The sequence below is a fragment of the Chitinophaga sp. 01L420 genome (genome assembly GCF_056399985.1).
This window is the reverse complement of sequence record NZ_JBFTSK010000050.1, coordinates 1-18,457: the sequence shown is the minus strand read 5'-3', so window position 1 is coordinate 18,457 and position 18,457 is coordinate 1. Positions and strand designations below refer to the sequence as shown.

General features: G+C 41.4%; 18 protein-coding genes. 13 read left to right on the top strand and 5 right to left on the bottom strand.

Annotated elements, in window-relative coordinates; all coding sequences use genetic code 11:
* Nucleotides 1-248 precede the first annotated feature (248 nt).
* Nucleotides 249-2,045: a hypothetical protein gene (locus AC1DP6_RS30945; protein WP_477058339.1), complete on the top strand. Its 1,797-nt coding sequence runs from the start codon at nucleotides 249-251 to the stop codon at nucleotides 2,043-2,045.
* Nucleotides 2,046-2,203: 158 nt separating this feature from the next.
* Here the strand turns inward: AC1DP6_RS30945 and AC1DP6_RS30940 are convergent, their stop codons facing one another.
* The 3 genes from AC1DP6_RS30940 to AC1DP6_RS30930 all read right to left on the bottom strand — a co-directional run bounded on the left by AC1DP6_RS30940 (nucleotide 2,204) and on the right by AC1DP6_RS30930 (nucleotide 6,011).
* A complete protein-coding gene (locus AC1DP6_RS30940) occupies nucleotides 2,204-3,937 on the bottom strand; it encodes a hypothetical protein (RefSeq protein WP_477058338.1) in 1,734 nt (577 codons plus the stop codon).
* Nucleotides 3,938-4,256: 319 nt separating this feature from the next.
* A complete protein-coding gene (locus tag AC1DP6_RS30935; protein ID WP_477058337.1) occupies nucleotides 4,257-5,279 on the bottom strand; it encodes an LLM class flavin-dependent oxidoreductase in 1,023 nt (340 codons plus the stop codon).
* 180 nt (nucleotides 5,280-5,459) lie between these two features.
* Nucleotides 5,460-6,011: a dihydrofolate reductase family protein gene (locus tag AC1DP6_RS30930; protein WP_477058336.1), complete on the bottom strand. Its 552-nt coding sequence runs from the start codon at nucleotides 6,009-6,011 to the stop codon at nucleotides 5,460-5,462.
* 343 nt (nucleotides 6,012-6,354) lie between these two features.
* On the opposite strand from AC1DP6_RS30930, the gene AC1DP6_RS30925 reads away from it, so the two are divergent.
* Nucleotides 6,355-7,230 (top strand): alpha/beta fold hydrolase, encoded by an 876-nt coding sequence (locus AC1DP6_RS30925; protein ID WP_477058335.1) that lies wholly within the window; start codon nucleotides 6,355-6,357, stop codon nucleotides 7,228-7,230.
* Between the two features lie 190 nt (nucleotides 7,231-7,420).
* Complete coding sequence (locus tag AC1DP6_RS30920; protein WP_477058334.1) at nucleotides 7,421-7,873, top strand: hypothetical protein; 453 nt, start codon at nucleotides 7,421-7,423, stop codon at nucleotides 7,871-7,873.
* 32 nt (nucleotides 7,874-7,905) lie between these two features.
* Here AC1DP6_RS30920 and AC1DP6_RS30915 read toward each other — a convergent pair whose 3' ends face one another.
* Nucleotides 7,906-8,880 (bottom strand): GlxA family transcriptional regulator, encoded by a 975-nt coding sequence (locus AC1DP6_RS30915; protein ID WP_477058333.1) that lies wholly within the window; start codon nucleotides 8,878-8,880, stop codon nucleotides 7,906-7,908.
* 126 nt (nucleotides 8,881-9,006) lie between these two features.
* Here AC1DP6_RS30915 and AC1DP6_RS30910 point away from each other — a divergent pair, with 126 nt between their 5' ends.
* Nucleotides 9,007-9,438, top strand: a complete 432-nt coding sequence (locus tag AC1DP6_RS30910) for a VOC family protein (protein ID WP_477058332.1) — start codon at nucleotides 9,007-9,009, stop codon at nucleotides 9,436-9,438.
* Nucleotides 9,439-9,474: 36 nt separating this feature from the next.
* A complete protein-coding gene (locus tag AC1DP6_RS30905; RefSeq protein WP_477058331.1) occupies nucleotides 9,475-10,008 on the top strand; it encodes an SRPBCC family protein in 534 nt (177 codons plus the stop codon).
* 262 nt (nucleotides 10,009-10,270) lie between these two features.
* On the opposite strand, the gene AC1DP6_RS30900 is transcribed toward AC1DP6_RS30905, so the two are convergent.
* Nucleotides 10,271-11,269 carry a hypothetical protein gene (locus AC1DP6_RS30900; RefSeq protein WP_477058330.1) on the bottom strand — a complete coding sequence of 333 codons (999 nt, stop codon included), beginning with the start codon at nucleotides 11,267-11,269 and terminating at the stop codon, nucleotides 10,271-10,273.
* A 360-nt stretch (nucleotides 11,270-11,629) separates the two neighbouring features.
* On the opposite strand from AC1DP6_RS30900, the gene AC1DP6_RS30895 reads away from it, so the two are divergent.
* The 8 genes from AC1DP6_RS30895 to AC1DP6_RS30860 form a co-directional block, all read left to right on the top strand.
* Nucleotides 11,630-11,773, top strand: a complete 144-nt coding sequence (locus tag AC1DP6_RS30895; protein ID WP_477058329.1) for a hypothetical protein — start codon at nucleotides 11,630-11,632, stop codon at nucleotides 11,771-11,773.
* Nucleotides 11,774-11,883: 110 nt separating this feature from the next.
* Nucleotides 11,884-13,560 (top strand): tetratricopeptide repeat-containing sensor histidine kinase, encoded by a 1,677-nt coding sequence (locus AC1DP6_RS30890; protein WP_477058328.1) that lies wholly within the window; start codon nucleotides 11,884-11,886, stop codon nucleotides 13,558-13,560.
* On the top strand, nucleotides 13,557-14,222 hold the full coding sequence (locus AC1DP6_RS30885) for a response regulator (RefSeq protein ID WP_477058327.1): 666 nt from the start codon (nucleotides 13,557-13,559) through the stop codon (nucleotides 14,220-14,222). Before AC1DP6_RS30890 ends, AC1DP6_RS30885 begins: the two co-directional genes overlap by 4 nt.
* 613 nt (nucleotides 14,223-14,835) lie before the next feature.
* The gene (locus tag AC1DP6_RS30880; protein WP_477058326.1) at nucleotides 14,836-15,237 is read left to right on the top strand and encodes an HNH endonuclease; all 402 of its coding nucleotides are present in this window, start codon (nucleotides 14,836-14,838) and stop codon (nucleotides 15,235-15,237) included.
* A 10-nt stretch (nucleotides 15,238-15,247) separates the two neighbouring features.
* Nucleotides 15,248-15,814, top strand: coding sequence for a hypothetical protein (locus tag AC1DP6_RS30875; RefSeq protein WP_477058325.1), 567 nt, complete (start codon nucleotides 15,248-15,250; stop codon nucleotides 15,812-15,814).
* Nucleotides 15,815-15,825: 11 nt separating this feature from the next.
* A complete protein-coding gene (locus tag AC1DP6_RS30870) occupies nucleotides 15,826-16,818 on the top strand; it encodes a DUF4407 domain-containing protein (protein WP_477058324.1) in 993 nt (330 codons plus the stop codon).
* Nucleotides 16,819-16,855: 37 nt separating this feature from the next.
* Nucleotides 16,856-17,941 carry a type I restriction endonuclease gene (locus AC1DP6_RS30865; RefSeq protein ID WP_477058323.1) on the top strand — a complete coding sequence of 362 codons (1,086 nt, stop codon included), beginning with the start codon at nucleotides 16,856-16,858 and terminating at the stop codon, nucleotides 17,939-17,941.
* A 143-nt stretch (nucleotides 17,942-18,084) separates the two neighbouring features.
* Nucleotides 18,085-18,457, top strand: a 373-nt coding sequence (locus AC1DP6_RS30860; protein WP_477058322.1) for a hypothetical protein, incomplete at its 3' end; no start/stop codon positions are given.

The following is an 18,457-nucleotide window of genomic DNA, read 5'->3' as shown; positions in this document are numbered from 1 at the left end:
GATGTAGTTATAGCCGGTAAAATTATCTGATAATGCGCAAATAACAAAAGTTAACCTCCCGGCGGTCGGATATTCTGAAGTATTCCAGGGAAACAATGCCAATATAACGGGATCTTAATATATCATCGGGTCCGTCCTCCCCCATCATGCCGGAGGTTAGCAGACCATATACGTCTGATTTAAAGGGGGGGTAACATTTTGCCAAACCTGTTGATATATCCATAGTTAATCTTCTTAAACAATTAGTTATGAAAAACTCATTTCTGTTCCCCATTTTAACCCTCCTGCTGTTGTCCACCATCAGCTGTAAGAAAAATAACAGCGTTAATCCTCACCTCCCGGTGATAGATTCGGTTGTTGCTGTAAGTGATTTTGCCGAAAATTTTGGAAATGCAGCTTCCAGAGATTTCATGGTACAATTGGTGGATGTTACCAATAACCCCGTTTCCGGTGCTACTGTTACAATTGGCACGTCTACTGCTCAAACAAATTCAGGCGGGATTGCTATCATCAAAAATGCCGGTGTGTATGAACGTTTTGCTTACGTTCGGGCGCTGAAAACCGGGTTTATTGAAGGTTCGAGAGCATTGGTGCCATCAATAAGCACCAATGCCGTTAAAATCATGATGTTACCCAATCTTATCACAGCTACGGTAAATGCTGGTGCCACCAGTAATGTGAGCTTGCCCAATGGCACAAAAATTACATTTGATGGTAACTTTAAAACAGAAACAGGTACCCCATATGCCGGACCTGTAAGTGTGATTGTCAATTCACTGGAGGCTTCCGATAATAACCTGTTTACTAAAATGCCTGGTATGCTATACGCTCAAAATGCAGCCGGCAATGCTAAGTTGCTCGAAACATATGGGATGATGAATGTAACATTACTGGGTAACGCAGGACAGAAATTGCAAATTACCAATAAGGCGCAGATTGAGATGAACATCACTGCTGCGCAGCTGAGTGCGGCGCCAGCAACAATTCCAATGTGGCATTTTGACGAAACATTGGGCTATTGGAAGGAAGCAGGGATAGCAAACAAAGTTGGCAATAAATACGTGGGGGACGTGGCCCATTTCAGTTGGTGGAATTTTGATATCCCGTTGGCCACCCCACCAGTACAACTTCAGATAAAAGTAGTAGATCAGGCCAATAACCCGCTTGCCAATGTTAAAACGGTGCTGTTTAGAACCGGAGGAGCCTATGCATCATATGCAGACTATACCCTGTTCAATGGAACAGTGACCGGGGCCGTTCCGCAAAATGAAGTTTTAACCTTAAAGCTCTACGACATCTGTGGCAATGTACTTTATACTCAGAATATTGGCCCCTTTACCGCCAATAGCAATGTTTTGCCGGATATCATTTTAAATCTTCCAGCTTCACAAACTGCCACGATAAGCGGATCACTAAAAAAATGTAACAATACCAATGTAACAAATGGTTATGTTTCCATTCACTACGGACAGCAAACTTTTTTAACCTTAATCAATAATGGCGCCTTTAGCTTCCAGACCATCGTATGCAATACTAATCCGATAACGGTTTTCGGCGAGGATTTAGATAACAACCAAAATACCGGAACATTGAATTACAGCATAACATCCCCAACAACCAATGTAGGTAATATTTCTGCCTGCAATACCAGTGCAGAATCCATTACTTATACTGTAGATGGCGGTGCGGTCAAAATCATTGCCACAAACATTACCGCTGCTGCAACCGGGAATTCATTCTCGATTACCGGCAGTACACCAGGACAAATGAATGATATTGATATCCAGGGCAATAGTATAACACCAGGTACTTATAGTACATTATCTGGATTCCAGCTATATGGAAACGGGTTAAGCACTAATATTAATCCCGTATTCAATACCTTCAATATCACTTACAACCTCGTAAATGTTGGTGCTGTTGGTCAGTATATAGATGTCAGTTTTAGCGGAACCTATAACGAAATTGTCATGACTGGCATGGGTATGGGATACAATCTCTCGCATAGTATATCTGGTACTGCACACGTCCTCAGAGATAATTAAAAATAATCTTACAAATGAAAAAGCGACACAAAATCCATTATGGAATTTTGTGTCGCTTTCTTTTGTAAGTGTTGCTGCGTATGTATTGAAGATCTTTACAACAGCTGCTGTAACAGCCCTGATAACTTTCATTATCTGGGCTTTAAAGTTTATTGATCCTACTTTATAGTAATTTTCCCTACGGCCACTTTAGACTTACTCAACGCCCTGTCTGTTTTTCCAACCAGGTACATATCATTTCCAATAATAACTCCTAACCGGGGCATAGCAGTAGGAATGTCACTGTTGGAGAAAAATACTTTTCTGTCAACTTTTCCGGAAGTTTCGTCAATATTTAAGACGAAACAATCAGATTTAGAAAAGCGATAAACCGACTTTGCTTTCTGGCCTGCCTGGGTAACGGAAATGTTTTTGCGGTTATCATTAAACAGCAGTTGAATATTTCCATTCGCCTGAAGGGCGCCAAAGCCTGAATAAAAAGGTCTGCCCTGATCTCTGAAGTAACTCATGCCGAATGACATTCCCCCCGCAGGTGTAGTTGAGGAACCCACTACTATTTCTTCGCGTTGCTTTTTAGGTACTATCTGTAACCATCCAATGTTGCCGGAGGCATCTACCTTACACATCATCAGGTCGCCTGAAAGGTAGATGGAAGTGGTGGTTGATCTCCATTGACCAGGCATATTATTAACACCGGAAGAATAACTCTGGGAGGTGGTTACATAATGATCGTACCGTTCGGCAAGAATGACAAGTCCATTGTCGGCAGTATAAAAGATTTTCCGGAATTGCATGTACTTCGAAAAACCTTCTCCTTCCTCCTGCATTTTCTTCAGTTCCTCTTTCTTCTTTTTATCTTCCTTACTGTCTTCCTTATCGTCATCATCATCAGCGTTGTCCTGATCACCTGATAACATCGAATTGTTAATTTGCTTATCGCTGGTCGACACTACTTTCCCATCGGCCACATTGATCCTTTGCACCAGTAATCCATCAATCGTTTTACCTTTTTTCACATTGCTGTAAAATGCCGCCAGAACCAGGTCTTTATTTTTCTCCTGTACTAATTTGGTGTTGGAGAGCCATTTTCCATTGATACCTGTATTGACCTCTGCTTTTTGCTTCCCTTTTTCGTTGTAAATACGAATATTATAGTTCGTAAAGTCAAGGAACTTCTCTTTTTTCTTTTTGCCTTCTTCATACTCGTACATACGCCCTACCAGTACCACGTTACGATCGTTCGTATATAAAACATCTTCCAGTTCATATTTTTTGGGCTCAAACTCGTTCCTGATGATAAGAGGTTTGGCCGTAGCTTTGAGCTGCTGATCCAGCTCCTGGATCTTGTATTCGTTTCTTTCCGTTCCTTCCATACTGCTTACAATCAGGATTTTTGTGCTATCCACATTGTAGTCAATCTTGAAATTAACATCATCACTTTTCTCATTTAGTTGAAAAACGGTCACCGTTTTCCATTCTCCGGTGAGGTCTCCGGAATTCTTATCCACTGCAGAAGCATAAATAGTAAGCGTTTTATCCCGCTTGCTATAATCAGATGCAAACAAGAACAACTTATCCTGACAGGCAAAAAACTGTTCAAATTCTTTACCTCTCAATTCCTTGTTAAAGTCGTTGCGGTAAACTTCCGCTAAATTCTTATCCACCTTTACGAGCGTACCGGATTCTCTGAAGCTGGCGCCAACTACAAAGTAGCTTTTCATGGCCATATGGCCTTCCTGAAGATAAGCGCCGGTGTTGTCTGCAAATATTACTTTCAGATCAGTACTGCCTTTACGAAGTTTAAATTCATCGCCCCAATTAATAGATGTCTTTTGGGCCAGGGCAACAATACCAGGAACTGTTAAGCACAGGAATAGGAAAACACGTTTCATTAAAACTATTTTTGGTATAAGGATCACAATAGTAAAACAATAGTACTTACGAATGCACTTTTTTGTTTAATAATAAACTACTAAATCGTTTCAAAATTGCCCGGAAATGTCGCTGTTAAAGGATTTACATTTAAAGTTGTCATGTACAACCAGTTTTCTCTGTAATGTTACCTGGTTTACTACATCACCGACTGTTCGCTAAAATTGCCTCAGCAAAGATTAAAAACCCTATTGAACCGTTTCAACGCAAGGATGTAAAGTAAAAAGCGATACAAAATCCAATCATGAATTTTGTATCGCTTTTTGTGGAAACGTTCATTCAACGCCAACCTAATCCGGGTGCCACATGCTCTAAAATAGAAGACAGTACATGTACATTGTAATCAACGCCTAATGTATTGGGTATCGTCAAAAGGATCGTATCTGCCTCTTGAATAGCTTCGTCCTCAGCTAACTCCTTTATAAGTTGATCTGGCTCTGCAGCATAGCCTCTTCCGAAAATGGCGCGTTTGTCCGCTTCAATCATTCCGATTTTATCGACCTTATTGGTTTCCTTCCCAAAGAAATAGCGATCCTGATCGTTTACCAATGCGAAAATAGACCGGCTCACCGAAACCCTCGGTTCGCGATTATGTCCCGCTTTTTTCCAGGCATCTTTGTACAACCTGATCTGCTCGGCTTGCTGTATATGGAAAGGTTTGCCGCTTTCATCAAACTTCAGCGTAGAACTCTGAAGGTTCATTCCGTTTTCAGCCGCCCAAACAGCAGTAGCATTAGAAGCAGCTCCCCACCAAATACGTTCCCGCAGTCCTTCCGAATATGGCTCCAGGCGTAGCAAGCCTGGTGGATTCGGAAACATCGGGTACGGATTAGGCYGGGCAAATCCAACACCTTTTAACTTATCCAGGAATTCCAACGCTTTACGGCGTCCCATTTCTGCGTCAGTTTCTCCTTCCGCCAGTTCATACCCAAAATAGCGCCACCCATCGATTACCTGCTCCGGCGACCCTCTGCTGATTCCCAATTGCAATCGCCCCTCCGAAATTAAATCCGCAGCTCCGGCATCCTCCACCATATACAGTGGATTTTCATAACGCATATCAATTACACCTGTTCCAATCTCTATTTTGCTTGTTTTGGCGCCGATAGCCGAAAGCAAAGGAAATGGTGATGCTAACTGAGCTGCAAAATGATGCACACGAAAATAGGCGCCGTCTAAACCAATTTCTTCGGCAGCAACAGCCAAATCAATAGATTGAAGCAATGTGTCACTCCCTGTGCGGGTCTTATAGGCTGGATGGTCAGACCAATGCCCGAACGATAAAAATCCTATTTTCTTCATAACTTCTTTTTCGTACGGAAAAATAATCCTTTATTATCTATTTTTTGGTGGCTGAAACAATTTCTTTCACACGGTAACCYTTCAGAATAAAATTAACGATGCAGATATAAAACGCGAAAGCCTTCAGATAATATCCGAAGGCTTTCGTGTTTAAGTGGCGGGCCGAAATGCCCGCTGCTATCATTGTTTCAAATAATGAAGCGATATACATCCCGATTTAAGCACCCGCGAGTCCGCCAGTGTTAAATGTAGCTGATGGGGAAGAATGGTACCATCCAGCAACCGTCTCCCCTGACCCGCAATGACAGGATGAATAAGAAAATAATATTCATCCACCAGGCCAAGCCTTATCAATTCCGAAGGCAGACTTACACCGCCAATTGAAATATTTTTTCCTGGCTCCTGCTTCAGTTGCAGGACTTCTGCTGCGAGGTGCTCACGAATAACCCTCGGGTTACCTTCAAAGTTGTCTGATGACCGGGAACAAACAATTTTCTCAATGGCGTCAAATGTTTGCGCAAATTCATTCATCGCTTTCGTCCCGGATTGTTTTTTTGCGAAGTCAGGCCAGAAAGGAACCATCAACTCATAGGTCTTACGTCCATAGATGATCAGGTCAACGTCCCGCATGAGGTCCGTGAAATACTCGTGGGTCTCTTCACTGCCACTCATTTGGGTATGGTCGCAGCAACCATCTGTTGTCAGATTGATACCATAGATTATATTTCTCATTTGATCGGTTTTAATCTTTGATTTTTCTATGCTGGTTTAATCAGCTACAGGTCAAAAATAGAATAATACATTCATCAAAGTGAGGGCCATCTGCGCCAAGAAAGGGGGTATTTAAGCCCAAAGCTACGGTGTCATCTTACGATTATCCATTACCACGGAGAGGGAGGGATGCTAATCGAACACCTGATAGCATTTTTGGATGGTCTAAAATATCAGGTACCCCAAAAAGCCATGTTTTGTCGGAATTCACCCCCAAAGTTGTCGTTATCGCCCAGTGTCAAATCCTGAAATGGTTATCATCTTTGTATGGTCAATAAGTTCAAACTAATTTAAATAACGTTTTATGAAAAGAGTATTTAAAAGATCTAATGTCCTCAAACAGGTATTAATAATTACTATGCTTTTTTTTACAGCATTTCAGTCTAACGGGCAACAGCTTAAACCTGCCGACAGTGGCTACGTACCGGTTAATGGCATTAAAGTTTATTACGAAGTATATGGTAAGGGCGAGCCTATCGTTTTACTGCATGGTGCCTTTATGACCATTGGAATGAACTGGGGGCAATTAATACCTGAATTGTCAAAAACAAGAAAAGTAATTGCCATTGAATTACAGGGACATGGACACACACCGTTTTCAGATAGAAAATTAGACTATGCTACCCTGGCAAGTGATGTGGAAGGAGTAATGAATTACTTAAAAGTGGACAGTGCGGCTGTTACAGGTTATAGTTTTGGTGGCTGCGTGGCTTACCAGTTGGCAATACAAAGCCCTAAACGGGTAACAAAATTAGTGATCATTTCATCTACCTATAAAAGTAGTGGCTGGATGCCCGAAGTAACGAATGCGTTTAAAAGTATGAAGCCTGAATTATTTATGAACAGCCCCATGAATGCAGCATATGATGCAGTAGCACCAGACAAAACAAAATGGACAAAGTTCTTAGAGCAGATGATTGCTTATAACCATGTAACATTCAACCTGGGTGAAACAAATATTGCGAAAATCACTTCGCCGGTATTACTGATTTCGGGCGACAATGATGGCCTGGATAAAATTGAATTGATAAAAACTTATCAACTACTGGGAGGTGCCATATTTGCTGATTTCGGAGTAATGCCAAAATCACAACTGGCCATTGTTCCTGGGCAGGGGCATGTCAGCCTGATGATGCAGACCAAAACAATATTGGGCTATCTGGATAGTTTTTTAAAGTAACCATCATCATATCCCTTTTTCAATATTCTCTAAATGCCCATACACTCGCGTTTGCTATTCTCAAATCCCCATCGAACTATCGTTGAATATTATACAATACGCAATACACTGGCTTTAGATAATCTTCAATCTACCCCGAAAACAGATTCCCCGGATTATGTTATATTTATAGTAATCAAAATAATCTCTCATGGCAAAACAAATGTCCATCATTCCCTTTACGGGAAAACTCGGCCCGCTCATTGGGTATAAGCGCAATGGCAACTACTTCCTGCGCTCCATGCCGCAAAGCGTGCAGCAAACGGCTGCTACCCGCCACGCATCCAGGCGCTTTGGCATCGCCAGCAGGAAAGGCGCTTTTATCCGGCATGCTTTCTACCCCCACCTGGATATCCCCTGTGACGGTGGCCACATCAATCGTCTCAACAAGCTGCTCATTGCTGCCGGCGATCATCATGCAGCCATCACAGGCTTCCGCTTCAATCAGCATACCGGCGTAGATCGTTTCTTTGCGGTGGCTCCCCGGCTTCTGAGCAACGGGATATTAAATATTCCCGCACAAACCATCGCCGGGTATAATAGGTACATAGCGGGCACTAAGCATAGCCTGGACGGAGTCTACATAATGAAAAGGTACTGCTGACTATAATGATGGGGTTATTCTTCCTTAGCACATTAAGCGGAGGGGATATTATACTTATCCCTGTAGGCAATAGGAGTAAGATCGGTGATCTTCTTAAATGCATCCCGGAAACTCTGTGTATCGGTATATCCCACTGCCGCCATTACCTCCGAAACAGACCTGCGCCCCGTTTCCAAAAGTTTCTTGGCTGCTTCTATCTTGATGCGCTGTACATATTCAGCAACTGTAAGATGGGTTGCTTTCAGGAACCTACGCTCAAAAGTTCTTCTTGCTAGGTGATATTTCCCGGCCAGGTCAGTAACGGTTACTTTGTCTGTAAAATTTTGTTCAATATAAGCCTGGATTTCTTTGATCAGTTCATCATCGTGCTTTTTAAACCCTTTAAATACTACAAACGGGGTTTGATTCACCTTGTTGATGTCCACTACGAAATGCTTGGCAACTTGTATTGCTGTCTGCCTGTCCGTAAACTTTTCTATAAGATATAAAAGCAGGCTCCAGTAGGCATTGTTGCCTCCACTTGAGTAAAGCCCTTTGTCAGCCGTAAAAATTTTATCCTCCACCAGCTGAACTGCGGGGTAATAACTTCTAAATTCGTTCGCATAATCCCAATGTGTGCTGCATTGTTTATTCTTAAGTAATCCACTAAAGGCCAGTAAAAATGCGCCTACACAAAAGCTGGCGACTTCTGCACCATTTTTATACTGATCGGCTATCCAGCCCGCATAATCCTTATTTAAATACGTAGCGCTAATCATATCACCCGACATAGGCGGAATCACAATCAGATCATGTCGTTGCTCTTTATAAATCTGCCCATCCGGCCTGATGGTAAACAAACCGTCGTTCAATTGCACATCCTCTCCCAGCCCAACCAGGGAAATCCTAAACAGTTCAGGCTTCCCCATCTGTTTTAGTAAACTGTTGGTATAGGTAAACACATCATAGCTATCGGTAATAGCTGCTAAAACCGCACGCTTTATGGTGAGTATAGATATCTGGATCATTCAGCAAAAATAGAAATTATAATTGTCGCATTCACCTTCTATAGTATGTCGCATTTACCCATCACCACCTTTGTGAAATGCATTTACCTTTGTTAAACAATTAAATCAATTAACTCTTTATTCATTATGATTGGCACGAATACCTACCTGCATTTTATGGGCAATGCCCAGGAAGCATTTAATTTTTACAAATCAGTTTTCGGTGGTGAATTCAAAAATATTCAGCATTATAAAAGCCTGGACAGCGGGAAAAAAATGTCGCCCGAAGACCGGGAAAAACTCATCCACATTACATTACAGATTTCAGATGATATCAGTATGATGGCTTCTGATGTGCTGGATTCAATGGAAATACCTTTTAATGCAGGAAACAATTTCCACATCTGTATGCATACAGAAAATGAACAGGAAGCCGATCGGTTGTTTGGGGCACTTTCTGCAGCAGGAAAAATAGACATGCCGTTAAACAAAACATTCTGGGGAGCCTACTTTGGAATGTGTCGTGATAAATTTGGCATTCAATGGATGATCAATTTCGACAATCAGCAACCCAGATAGCGTTTTAAACAATTAAAATAAAAAATGTAAACACTAATGAAAATGATCATAAAAATAATAGTTGTCTTAATTGCCATTGTTGCTGTCGCCCTGGTTATTGCCATGTTTTCCAAAAACAAGTATACATTAACACGTGAAATTATCATCAACCGATCTACGGATACTGTTTTTGATTACGTCAAGTACTTAAAGAACCAACCTCAATACAACAAATGGTTGTTACTTGACCCAAATACCAAAATTAGCTATAAAGGTGAACCCGATGGATTCCCAGGTGCTATACTAACCTTTGAAAGCAGCAACAGTAAAACAGGTAAAGGTGAATTTGAAACTAAAAAAATAACAGCTGGCGAAAGGGTTGATTTTGAGATTCGCTTTCTGGCTTTTACCGCCAACGGATATATGGCCGTGAAAGCCCTGTCGCCAAATTCAACAAAACTGACCTGGGTATATAACAGTGGAATGAACTGGCCGGTTAATTTACTGCTGCTGTTTATGGATATGGATAAAATTATCGGTACTGACATTGCAGAAAGCCTGAACAATATGAAACACCGGCTGGAATCGTAACATATTTTCAATATTCAAAAGTATCCATAACCGGAGCCAGTTAGCTTTAATAGAAAAAGGTCAGATGATATCTTCAGCAATAGATATCATCTGACCTTTTTCTATTCATGGAATGAATAGAATACTCAGTATCATTATTGGCCATCTGCTTTAACATCATCTCCTTTTCTCCTATTAACAATAACTTATACATGAATGCTTTCATAATCATCTACAAAACTGTTCAGGTAATTTCTTAATAATGGCAATGGCCCACCTGGTATTATTCCGTAATTATACCCGGGCGGATGTATTTATCGATAATATAGACAGTGATTGGCCTCAGCTCATGACCAAAGACCACCGGGTGCTCTCCACCTGAGGTATAGAACTCAAATTTCCCGGCAATTTTAGAGTACCAGACCTTTCCTATAGCCAGGTAGGTAATGGTGTCCGGCCTGGTTATCTTCCTTAAATTTTTCAACCTCATGGTATCTAATGCTATAAGCCTTGCATTAGATATCTTCTGGTTACAGGCTATAGGCTCGTAATGATCTTCCTGCCAATACATGCAATACCCCGAGCGCGGCGTCTGATTTCTATCTTTCCACCACCACATGCCGCCTGTACCCAGTACCAGCGATAACATCACCGCGGCGACCAATGTTTTGGCAGATTTCCCAGTTACCTTTTCCTGCTTACCGGTTTCCGCTGGGCTAACACCTCCACTTTCCTTTTCAATTGAACCAACAAACCTGATCGGAATTATTGGAATTTCCGGAATTACCGGATTTCCGGCGGGTTTATCACTGCCGGTTGCTGGCGGGCTGGGCGGAGAATCAGATCCTCGTACCAGGTCTTCTGTTGCCGGGCTGGGATCATTTAACACCAGGTCTTCATTTATATCCTCATCACCAGAAACCGTTTTCCCTAATTCCCAAGGCCTGCCAGAAAAGTCAATAAGCCAGGCCAGAAGCTCGATATTCTTCTCATCCGTACTTCCGGATTTCTCTTTCAGATAATTCACCAAAGGTCTGAATTTATCCGTCTCGCATCGCTGAATAATAGCATAACAGTTTCTTGCATCATTCAAATCTCCACAGAAATCCCTAATGATCTTTTCATCCCGCCTGTTTACATCTTTCGTGCATCTCTTCAGGCATTCCTCTTTGAGTTTCGCGGGTGTGAGGTGCATCAGGCCGTGAGGTAACGTATTGTTTACCTTCTTTCGTTCATACGCCTGCATAATCATTTGCTGGTAGTCAGGAAAAAGTGTCGCCATAAGTGAGATTATAGAACTGAATAATCGGAATTAAACCCGCATTCCTGGAATTACAAACGGAATACAGGGAATTACCGGAATTATTGGAATTACTTGTTAATCAACCTCTTACCTCGATCTATCTTCGTTTTGCAATCAGGTAATGCCTCCTTAGCTAAGAGGTACGCTGTACAGAACTGATTCACCCCGGACAAAGAAAGCGGAAGCCGGTTACCGGCTTGGGAAGCGATCATCAGCTTCCGTGATCCACGTCCACCCTTCCCAAAAAAAGCAAGAAGCGCTTCTTCACTGACTCAAAACTCCGCTGCCGGCTGCCCGGCAACCGGCAGCCTATTTCTAAAACATTCAAAAATTAAAATTATGTTTAACATCATATTTAGCTTTTTCCTGGCATTCTTATGCCCCAGCCATTCCAATAACGGTAATCATAATAATGGCGAACAGGTCACTACTTTGGATGATACCGGTGGCGAAACCGGAACAATTCCTCCAAGACGACCCTAACATATAATCTACGTGAGGCAAGAAGGCTCTTGCCTCACTTTTTTGGTTACCTGTCAATAATAATTCCCCGAAATGGAGAAATTCGATACTTTTAAGAGAAATAATCCTTAGTGCGCCCCTCAAGCATCATCCTGATCATACTCCTCGGAAGTCTTTTGGCCTGTACATCCCACAGGGAGTCCCCGCTACCAATTCCTGCACCCACGCTGAGAAAAGGGGAATCATTTTTCAATAAAAATAACGACTCCGCTTTTTATTATTTTAATCTCGTTGCAACGGGTGCTAAAGACAGTTTGGATATTGCAATGGCCTATACTTATATGGGTATCATCCAGGCATATGAGGGAGACCATTATGGAGGGCAGGAAAGCCTGTTGAAATCCCTTACTTATCTCGATGAACACAAAAAAGAAGACCAGGAGTGCCTGAGCTCAATCTACCATGAGCTGGGCAATAGCTGTCTTAATCTTAAAAACTATGACGCAGCGATCGATTATTTTCGTAAAGCGCTCAAATATATAAAACATCCAGGCTTCAAGGCCATTGCCTTAAACAGCATAGCCCTTACTTACGAGAAGAAAGGCGACTATGATCAGGCGATCGATCTATACAAATCCCTGCTGGTTGAGAGTAAGGACAAGAAAAAAGAATATGCCCGGGTACTTTCTAACTATGCTACAACTAAATGGCTGAAAGATGCTGCTTATCCCGCCGGACCAGAGCTCCAACAGGCATTACAAATCCGTAAGGATTCAAACGACATCAGAGGACTCAATGCCAGCTACGCTCATCTGTCGGACTATTATTCGCTCTCATTGCCTGATTCGGCGCTTTATTATGCCAGGAGAAGATACGAAATCTCCAGGGAAATGAATAGTCCGGACGATGAAGTCGAAGCGCTTTCAAAACTTATTACACTTAGTCCCACCAATCTGCTGAAACCATATTTTATCCGTTACCAATACCTGACGGATAGTATCCAAACCGCAAAGAATGCAGCCAAGAACCAATTCGCATTAATCCGTTACGAAGCTGCGAAAAGTAAAGCTGACAATCTTCAGTTGCAAAAGGATAATGCACAAAAGAAAACACAACTGGTGGTGCAGCGGTTCATATTGGCGCTAACCATACTGTTCTTCATTACCATCGGAATTGTTTTAATCCTTTGGTACCGCAGACGCCGGCAACAGATAGAATTTGCATCCCGGCAGGCGATACAGGAACATCAGCTTAAAACCTCCCAGAAAGTGCATGACGTAGTAGCAAATGGCTTGTACCGCATCATGACAGACCTCGAGTATAAAGCGTCTGTAGACAAGGAAGAATTGATAGATAAAATTGATGTACTGTATGAGCGATCCCGTGATATCTCGTACGAAAACCCCACTATCTCAAAGGTTCCTTTTCATGTTCAAATTGACGATCTGCTGGAGTCCTTTGGATCCGAGCACATCAAGGTCCTGATCTTTGGCAACGGTCCTATGTTCTGGAGCCGGATCAATGCACAGATACAACATGAAGTGGAACATATTCTGCAGGAATTGATGATTAATATGAAAAAACATAGCCAGGCTGATTCTGTGATGATAAAGTTCGAATGTCAAAACGACCAGGTTCAAATTCTCTATACCGATAATGGCATCGGTATTTCCCCGCAAGTTAAGTATGGCAACGGGCTGCAGAATACGGGAAACCGTATTAAAAGAATTGGCGGGCAATATACATTTGAACATCCTGCTAAAGGATTAAAAATTCACATTTCTTTCCCAATAGCTCATTCCTCATGATTACAAAGGTACTTATTGCCGAAGATCACGAAAGCGCCAATCTTTCTGTGCAGAAAACGCTGGAAGAATTAGCCATCATGGATATAGCATATGCCTATTATTGCGATGATGCTTTGAACAAAATAACACAAGCCCTTAAAGCAGAAAACTCTTTCGATCTCCTTATTACAGATTTGTCTTTCGAGCCGGATGGTCATAAACAGGTACTATCTGGCGGTATGGATCTGATTACCGCCGCAAGGGAAGTACAGCCCGACCTGAATGTCCTGGTCTTCTCATTAGAAAAAAAACCAGCTATTATTGACGAACTTTACAACAGGTATGACATTGATGGCTTTGTACAAAAAGCCCGGCACGACGCCCGGGAGCTTAAAAAGGCCATCAATGAAATAGCACAACGCCGTCGTTACTATCCACATCACATCGGACAGTTGATTAACAAAAAGAATACCCACTCATTTTCGGAATTTGATATCGCGATCATAACGCTACTTGCGCAGGGAACACCCCAGAAAGACATACCTGCACACCTTCAACGTAACGGGATAAAACCATCTGGCCTAAGTAGCATAGAAAAAAGGCTCAATCAGATGAAGGACGCATTTGGCTTTACCAAGAATGAGCAATTGGTGCTTCACTGTAGGGAGTTAGGCGCTATATAAACATCTCAAAAAAATTTCGACATAAAACAACTGATTACGGTTTCCCATAAAAAAAGACGATGAATGAAATATATTTTTGTTTCATAAATTTAAAATAACACTATGAAACAAAAGTATTATGTAAACAACAACGCCCAGCTCAACGGCGATCATGAAGTTCACCTCGGTACCTGTCCCTACTCCTCTATGATGTATAGCCGAATGTACCTGGGAGAATTTGAAACTTGCCAGGAAGCCGTTCGTAGAGCAAAGAAACATTATCCGCGATCGAATGGCTGTTTTACTTGTTGTAAGCCCTGCCACACAAGTTAAACGATCATGTCAATTCTTTTGTAACCCCATGTCTTCCGAATCAATCGAGCCATGAAACTCCTATATGCCTGGCTGCTTATAAGCTATGTTCACTGCAACCAAATAACGGTGTATGTCTGCGATAGCAAAAATGCTACAAGGTATCATTATAATCCGAATTGCCGTGGGCTAAGCAATTGTAAGCATCGAATCATCAGCATTCCCCTTGAAAAAGCAATGGAGACCAGAACCCTTTGTAAGTGGGAACAATAAATTGGCTGCGACCGGAAGTATATTTCAATACACTCCAACCTCTGTTATTATGACAACTCCAATCGATGCGCCGTATAAATATTTACAGTTCAAAGGAGACCAATTTTATAGCAGATATATCCAGGAGGATATGCCTGCAAAATCGCCTCCGGCAAAACCTCCCGGGCAGAGTTTCCTGAACGCCAAATCTCATGGCAGTTATGGCGCTCTTTTATTTCATCCCAACTGGAAGGCTAAACGAAAAGAAATACTGCAACGCGACATGCATCAGTGCGTACATTGCCGCAGCGATAAAGATTTGCAGGTGCATCACCGGCAATACCACTTTATAGCAAACGAGCAGAAGTTCAGGCTTCCCTGGGATTACCCCGGCCATTTACTCATCACGCTTTGCGAATCTTGTCATAATAAAGGGCATAATAAATATAAAGTACCGACCATCACTATTTAATAAAATATGTATGAGCTTATTCGACATTTTCAACCGGCAACGCCAGAATGGGCACACCCATACATTGGCAATTGAAAACGTAATACCCGATATTCCGGAAACTACTTTCATTGAAAAGGACGCACCGGAAAAAGAGCAACCTGAAGGAAAATCTGTTACGCCTTTCAATGGTGGAATACATCTTTTATACGATTTCCTCGACAAAAATTATGAATCCAAAGGATATAATGATGCGTTGATAAATCCGGATGCAACCCATCTGGACCAAAATGTGATCGCGCTAAAGAATGACCTGGAAAGATCTATCCGAAAAGTAAAAACATTTTACGAAGACTTTATCCGGCAAATCAATTTCCACATCTCAAGCCGGAGCAGAAGCGGAATGATAGATACGGTGGAAGAGCTTACCATCAAGAAGGAAATTGCCGAAAGCCATATCAATCAGGTCAAAGAGATCGAAGCGCAGGCGAAAGTTAATGAGGGTGTCGGGCATGGCATCATTATCAGCTATACACGCGGATTCAGGAATGGCCTTGCAGCAATTTCCAGTCATCTCATTCTGAACAAAAACTTTTAAAATCGAACGTTATGAAACATCTATGGATCCGTTTCGGTTGCTTCATAACCGGATACAACTACAACATCTTGCGTAACTGCAGCGAAGCTGCTTTTAAATCCGTGAAGAAGTATACCGCAGCCATGCTGATCGTTTGTATACTGTGGTTTTTTATTGGTTTTACTTTTGCGCATCGTTACCTGTCACTAAGCCTGCCGGGTTGCATATTGGCGGGAATTCTCGCAACCGTAATCATTGTACAGATTGAAAAGCAGATCATCTTATCCATCAATCCAAGTCGGCTGCTACTAATTTTCAGGGGCTGTTTGGCGTTCATGATGTCCATTCTGGGCGCTGTGATCATCGATCAGATATTGTTCGAAAAAGACATTGAGATCGCGAAGATTTCCTACGTCTCAGAAAAAGTAGACAGGATACTACCCTCGAAAACGGAAGAATTAAGAAAACAGATTTCCGCACTGGACACGACAATTAGTAAAAAAGAACAGGAAAAAGATAATTACGTAGAGGATATCAGTAAACACTCCACCACAATTGCCACCACCACACAAAAAGCAACAAAACGGGTACCTGTACAAACAGTAACATCTTCAGGCAGGGATACGATTAGTTGGAAGACGATAAGTGATGTTGTTGTTGCATCTACGCTGGTGCCAAATCCCAAAATAGCATTGCTGCCATCCCTTGACTCTACTATTGGCGCTATTCGGCAACAAAAATCCCTAAAGGAAAACGAATTACTCGACATCAAACCTGCACTTGAAAAGGAAATGAAAGCGAGTACAGGATTTTTGGATGAGTTAACAATCATGAAGCAGATGTTATCCACATCTTACGTTGCATTGTGTTTCTGGATTCTGTGGATTTTGTTTTTCTTGTTTATAGAGATGCTGGTACTATTCAGTAAGATGAGCGAAAGGTCAAATGATTACGAAAAGGTGGTACTGCACCATATGAACTTACAGATGCGAAGGCTTGATGCGCTTGGAAAAGGATTTGAATGATAAAACTTCTGACAACATCAATATTAAAAAAATTCCTATGGATTTTAAAGATGAAATCAAACTCTTCGGCGACAAAGTCGAAAAGCTCAAAAACCAGATTCAGACAGAAGAAGCTACTAAGAATGCTTTTATCATGCCCTTCATTAAAGTCCTGGGCTACGATGTATTTGACCCATTTGAAGTAATGCCGGAGTTCATTGCGGATATCGGGATTAAGAAGGGTGAAAAAGTTGACTATGCGATCATGAAAGAAGGCAAGCCTTCTATACTCATTGAATGCAAGCATTGGGGAGAAAGCCTGGATCCGCACAATTCTCAGCTGTTCCGGTATTTCCATACCACAACCGCTAAATTCGGTCTATTGTCTAATGGAATAATTTACCGGTTTTATACAGACCTTACCGAGCAGAATAAAATGGATGATAAGCCATTCTTTGAATTTAATGTTACAGATATAAAAGACAACCAGGTCGAAGAATTAAAGAAATTTCATAAATCATATTTCAACCTGGAAAACATTCAAACTACTGCGAGTGAACTAAAACATATGAATGAGCTCAAAACGTTGATAAATATTGAGTTTCAAAGCCCGTCTGAAGGATTGATTAAACACTTTACCAAACAGATATACAAGGGGATGTTAACTTCAAAAATTGTGGAGCAGTTCGGCGCACTTACTAAGAAGTCAATACAGCAATACATCAATGACCTGATAACTGAAAGGCTTAAATCTGCGCTGAAAAAGGAAAATGAGGCCGAACCGGATGATGCTGAGAAGGAAATAGCAAAAACAAATATCGAGGAAAAGGGCTCATTGATTGAAACGACCGAAGAGGAAAAAGAAGGTTACATGATTGTAAAAACAATTCTACGACAAAAAATAAAGCTGGCCAGAATAGCCTATCGGGACGCTCAGTCTTATTTCGCCATACTACTGGATGACAATAACCGAAAAACGATATGCAGATTGTATTTTAACGGTTCGCGAAAATACATTGGCACTTTTGACGAGCAAAAAAAAGAAACGAGGACAGAGATTTTAACTGTCGATGACATCTTTAAATTCGACGAGATACTTCATAAGACAGTTGATTGGTATGATTCAGAAAAAGTTCAGGCATAAACATGCCAGTGCACATAGCAGCGTACTAATCCTATTAATTCCTTAAATATTCAATGAAATAAATTATTTCGGATCGCTATTGTTCCCACCACGGTTATTAATCAAATTCAAATGTTATTACGTTGATCAAAAAATGTTCATCTATGAAAAAAGTAATTTTATTTTGGGTAATTATTACCCCATTTTATTCGGCCTGTGCCCAAACAGCGAAACCCGATACGGATCTAAAAGAACAAAAAAGCAAAGCAGAGCTTTTTTCAAACAAATCTGGTTCTCTAATACAACAACAATTTATGGATGTTGGCTCGCTGAGGGGCTGTCTGATTCAAGTTGCYCAATATACAGACTTGATTGGCGGAGAAACTACCAAGGCAGTGCGTTTTGAATATGCTTACTCCGGAACATATTCATCTGATACAAAAATAGGCATGCTTGATATGGATGAAGTTGATGCACTGATTAAATCTTTAAACATTATAAAAGACAAGATAATACCAACGACACCAGAAGTATACC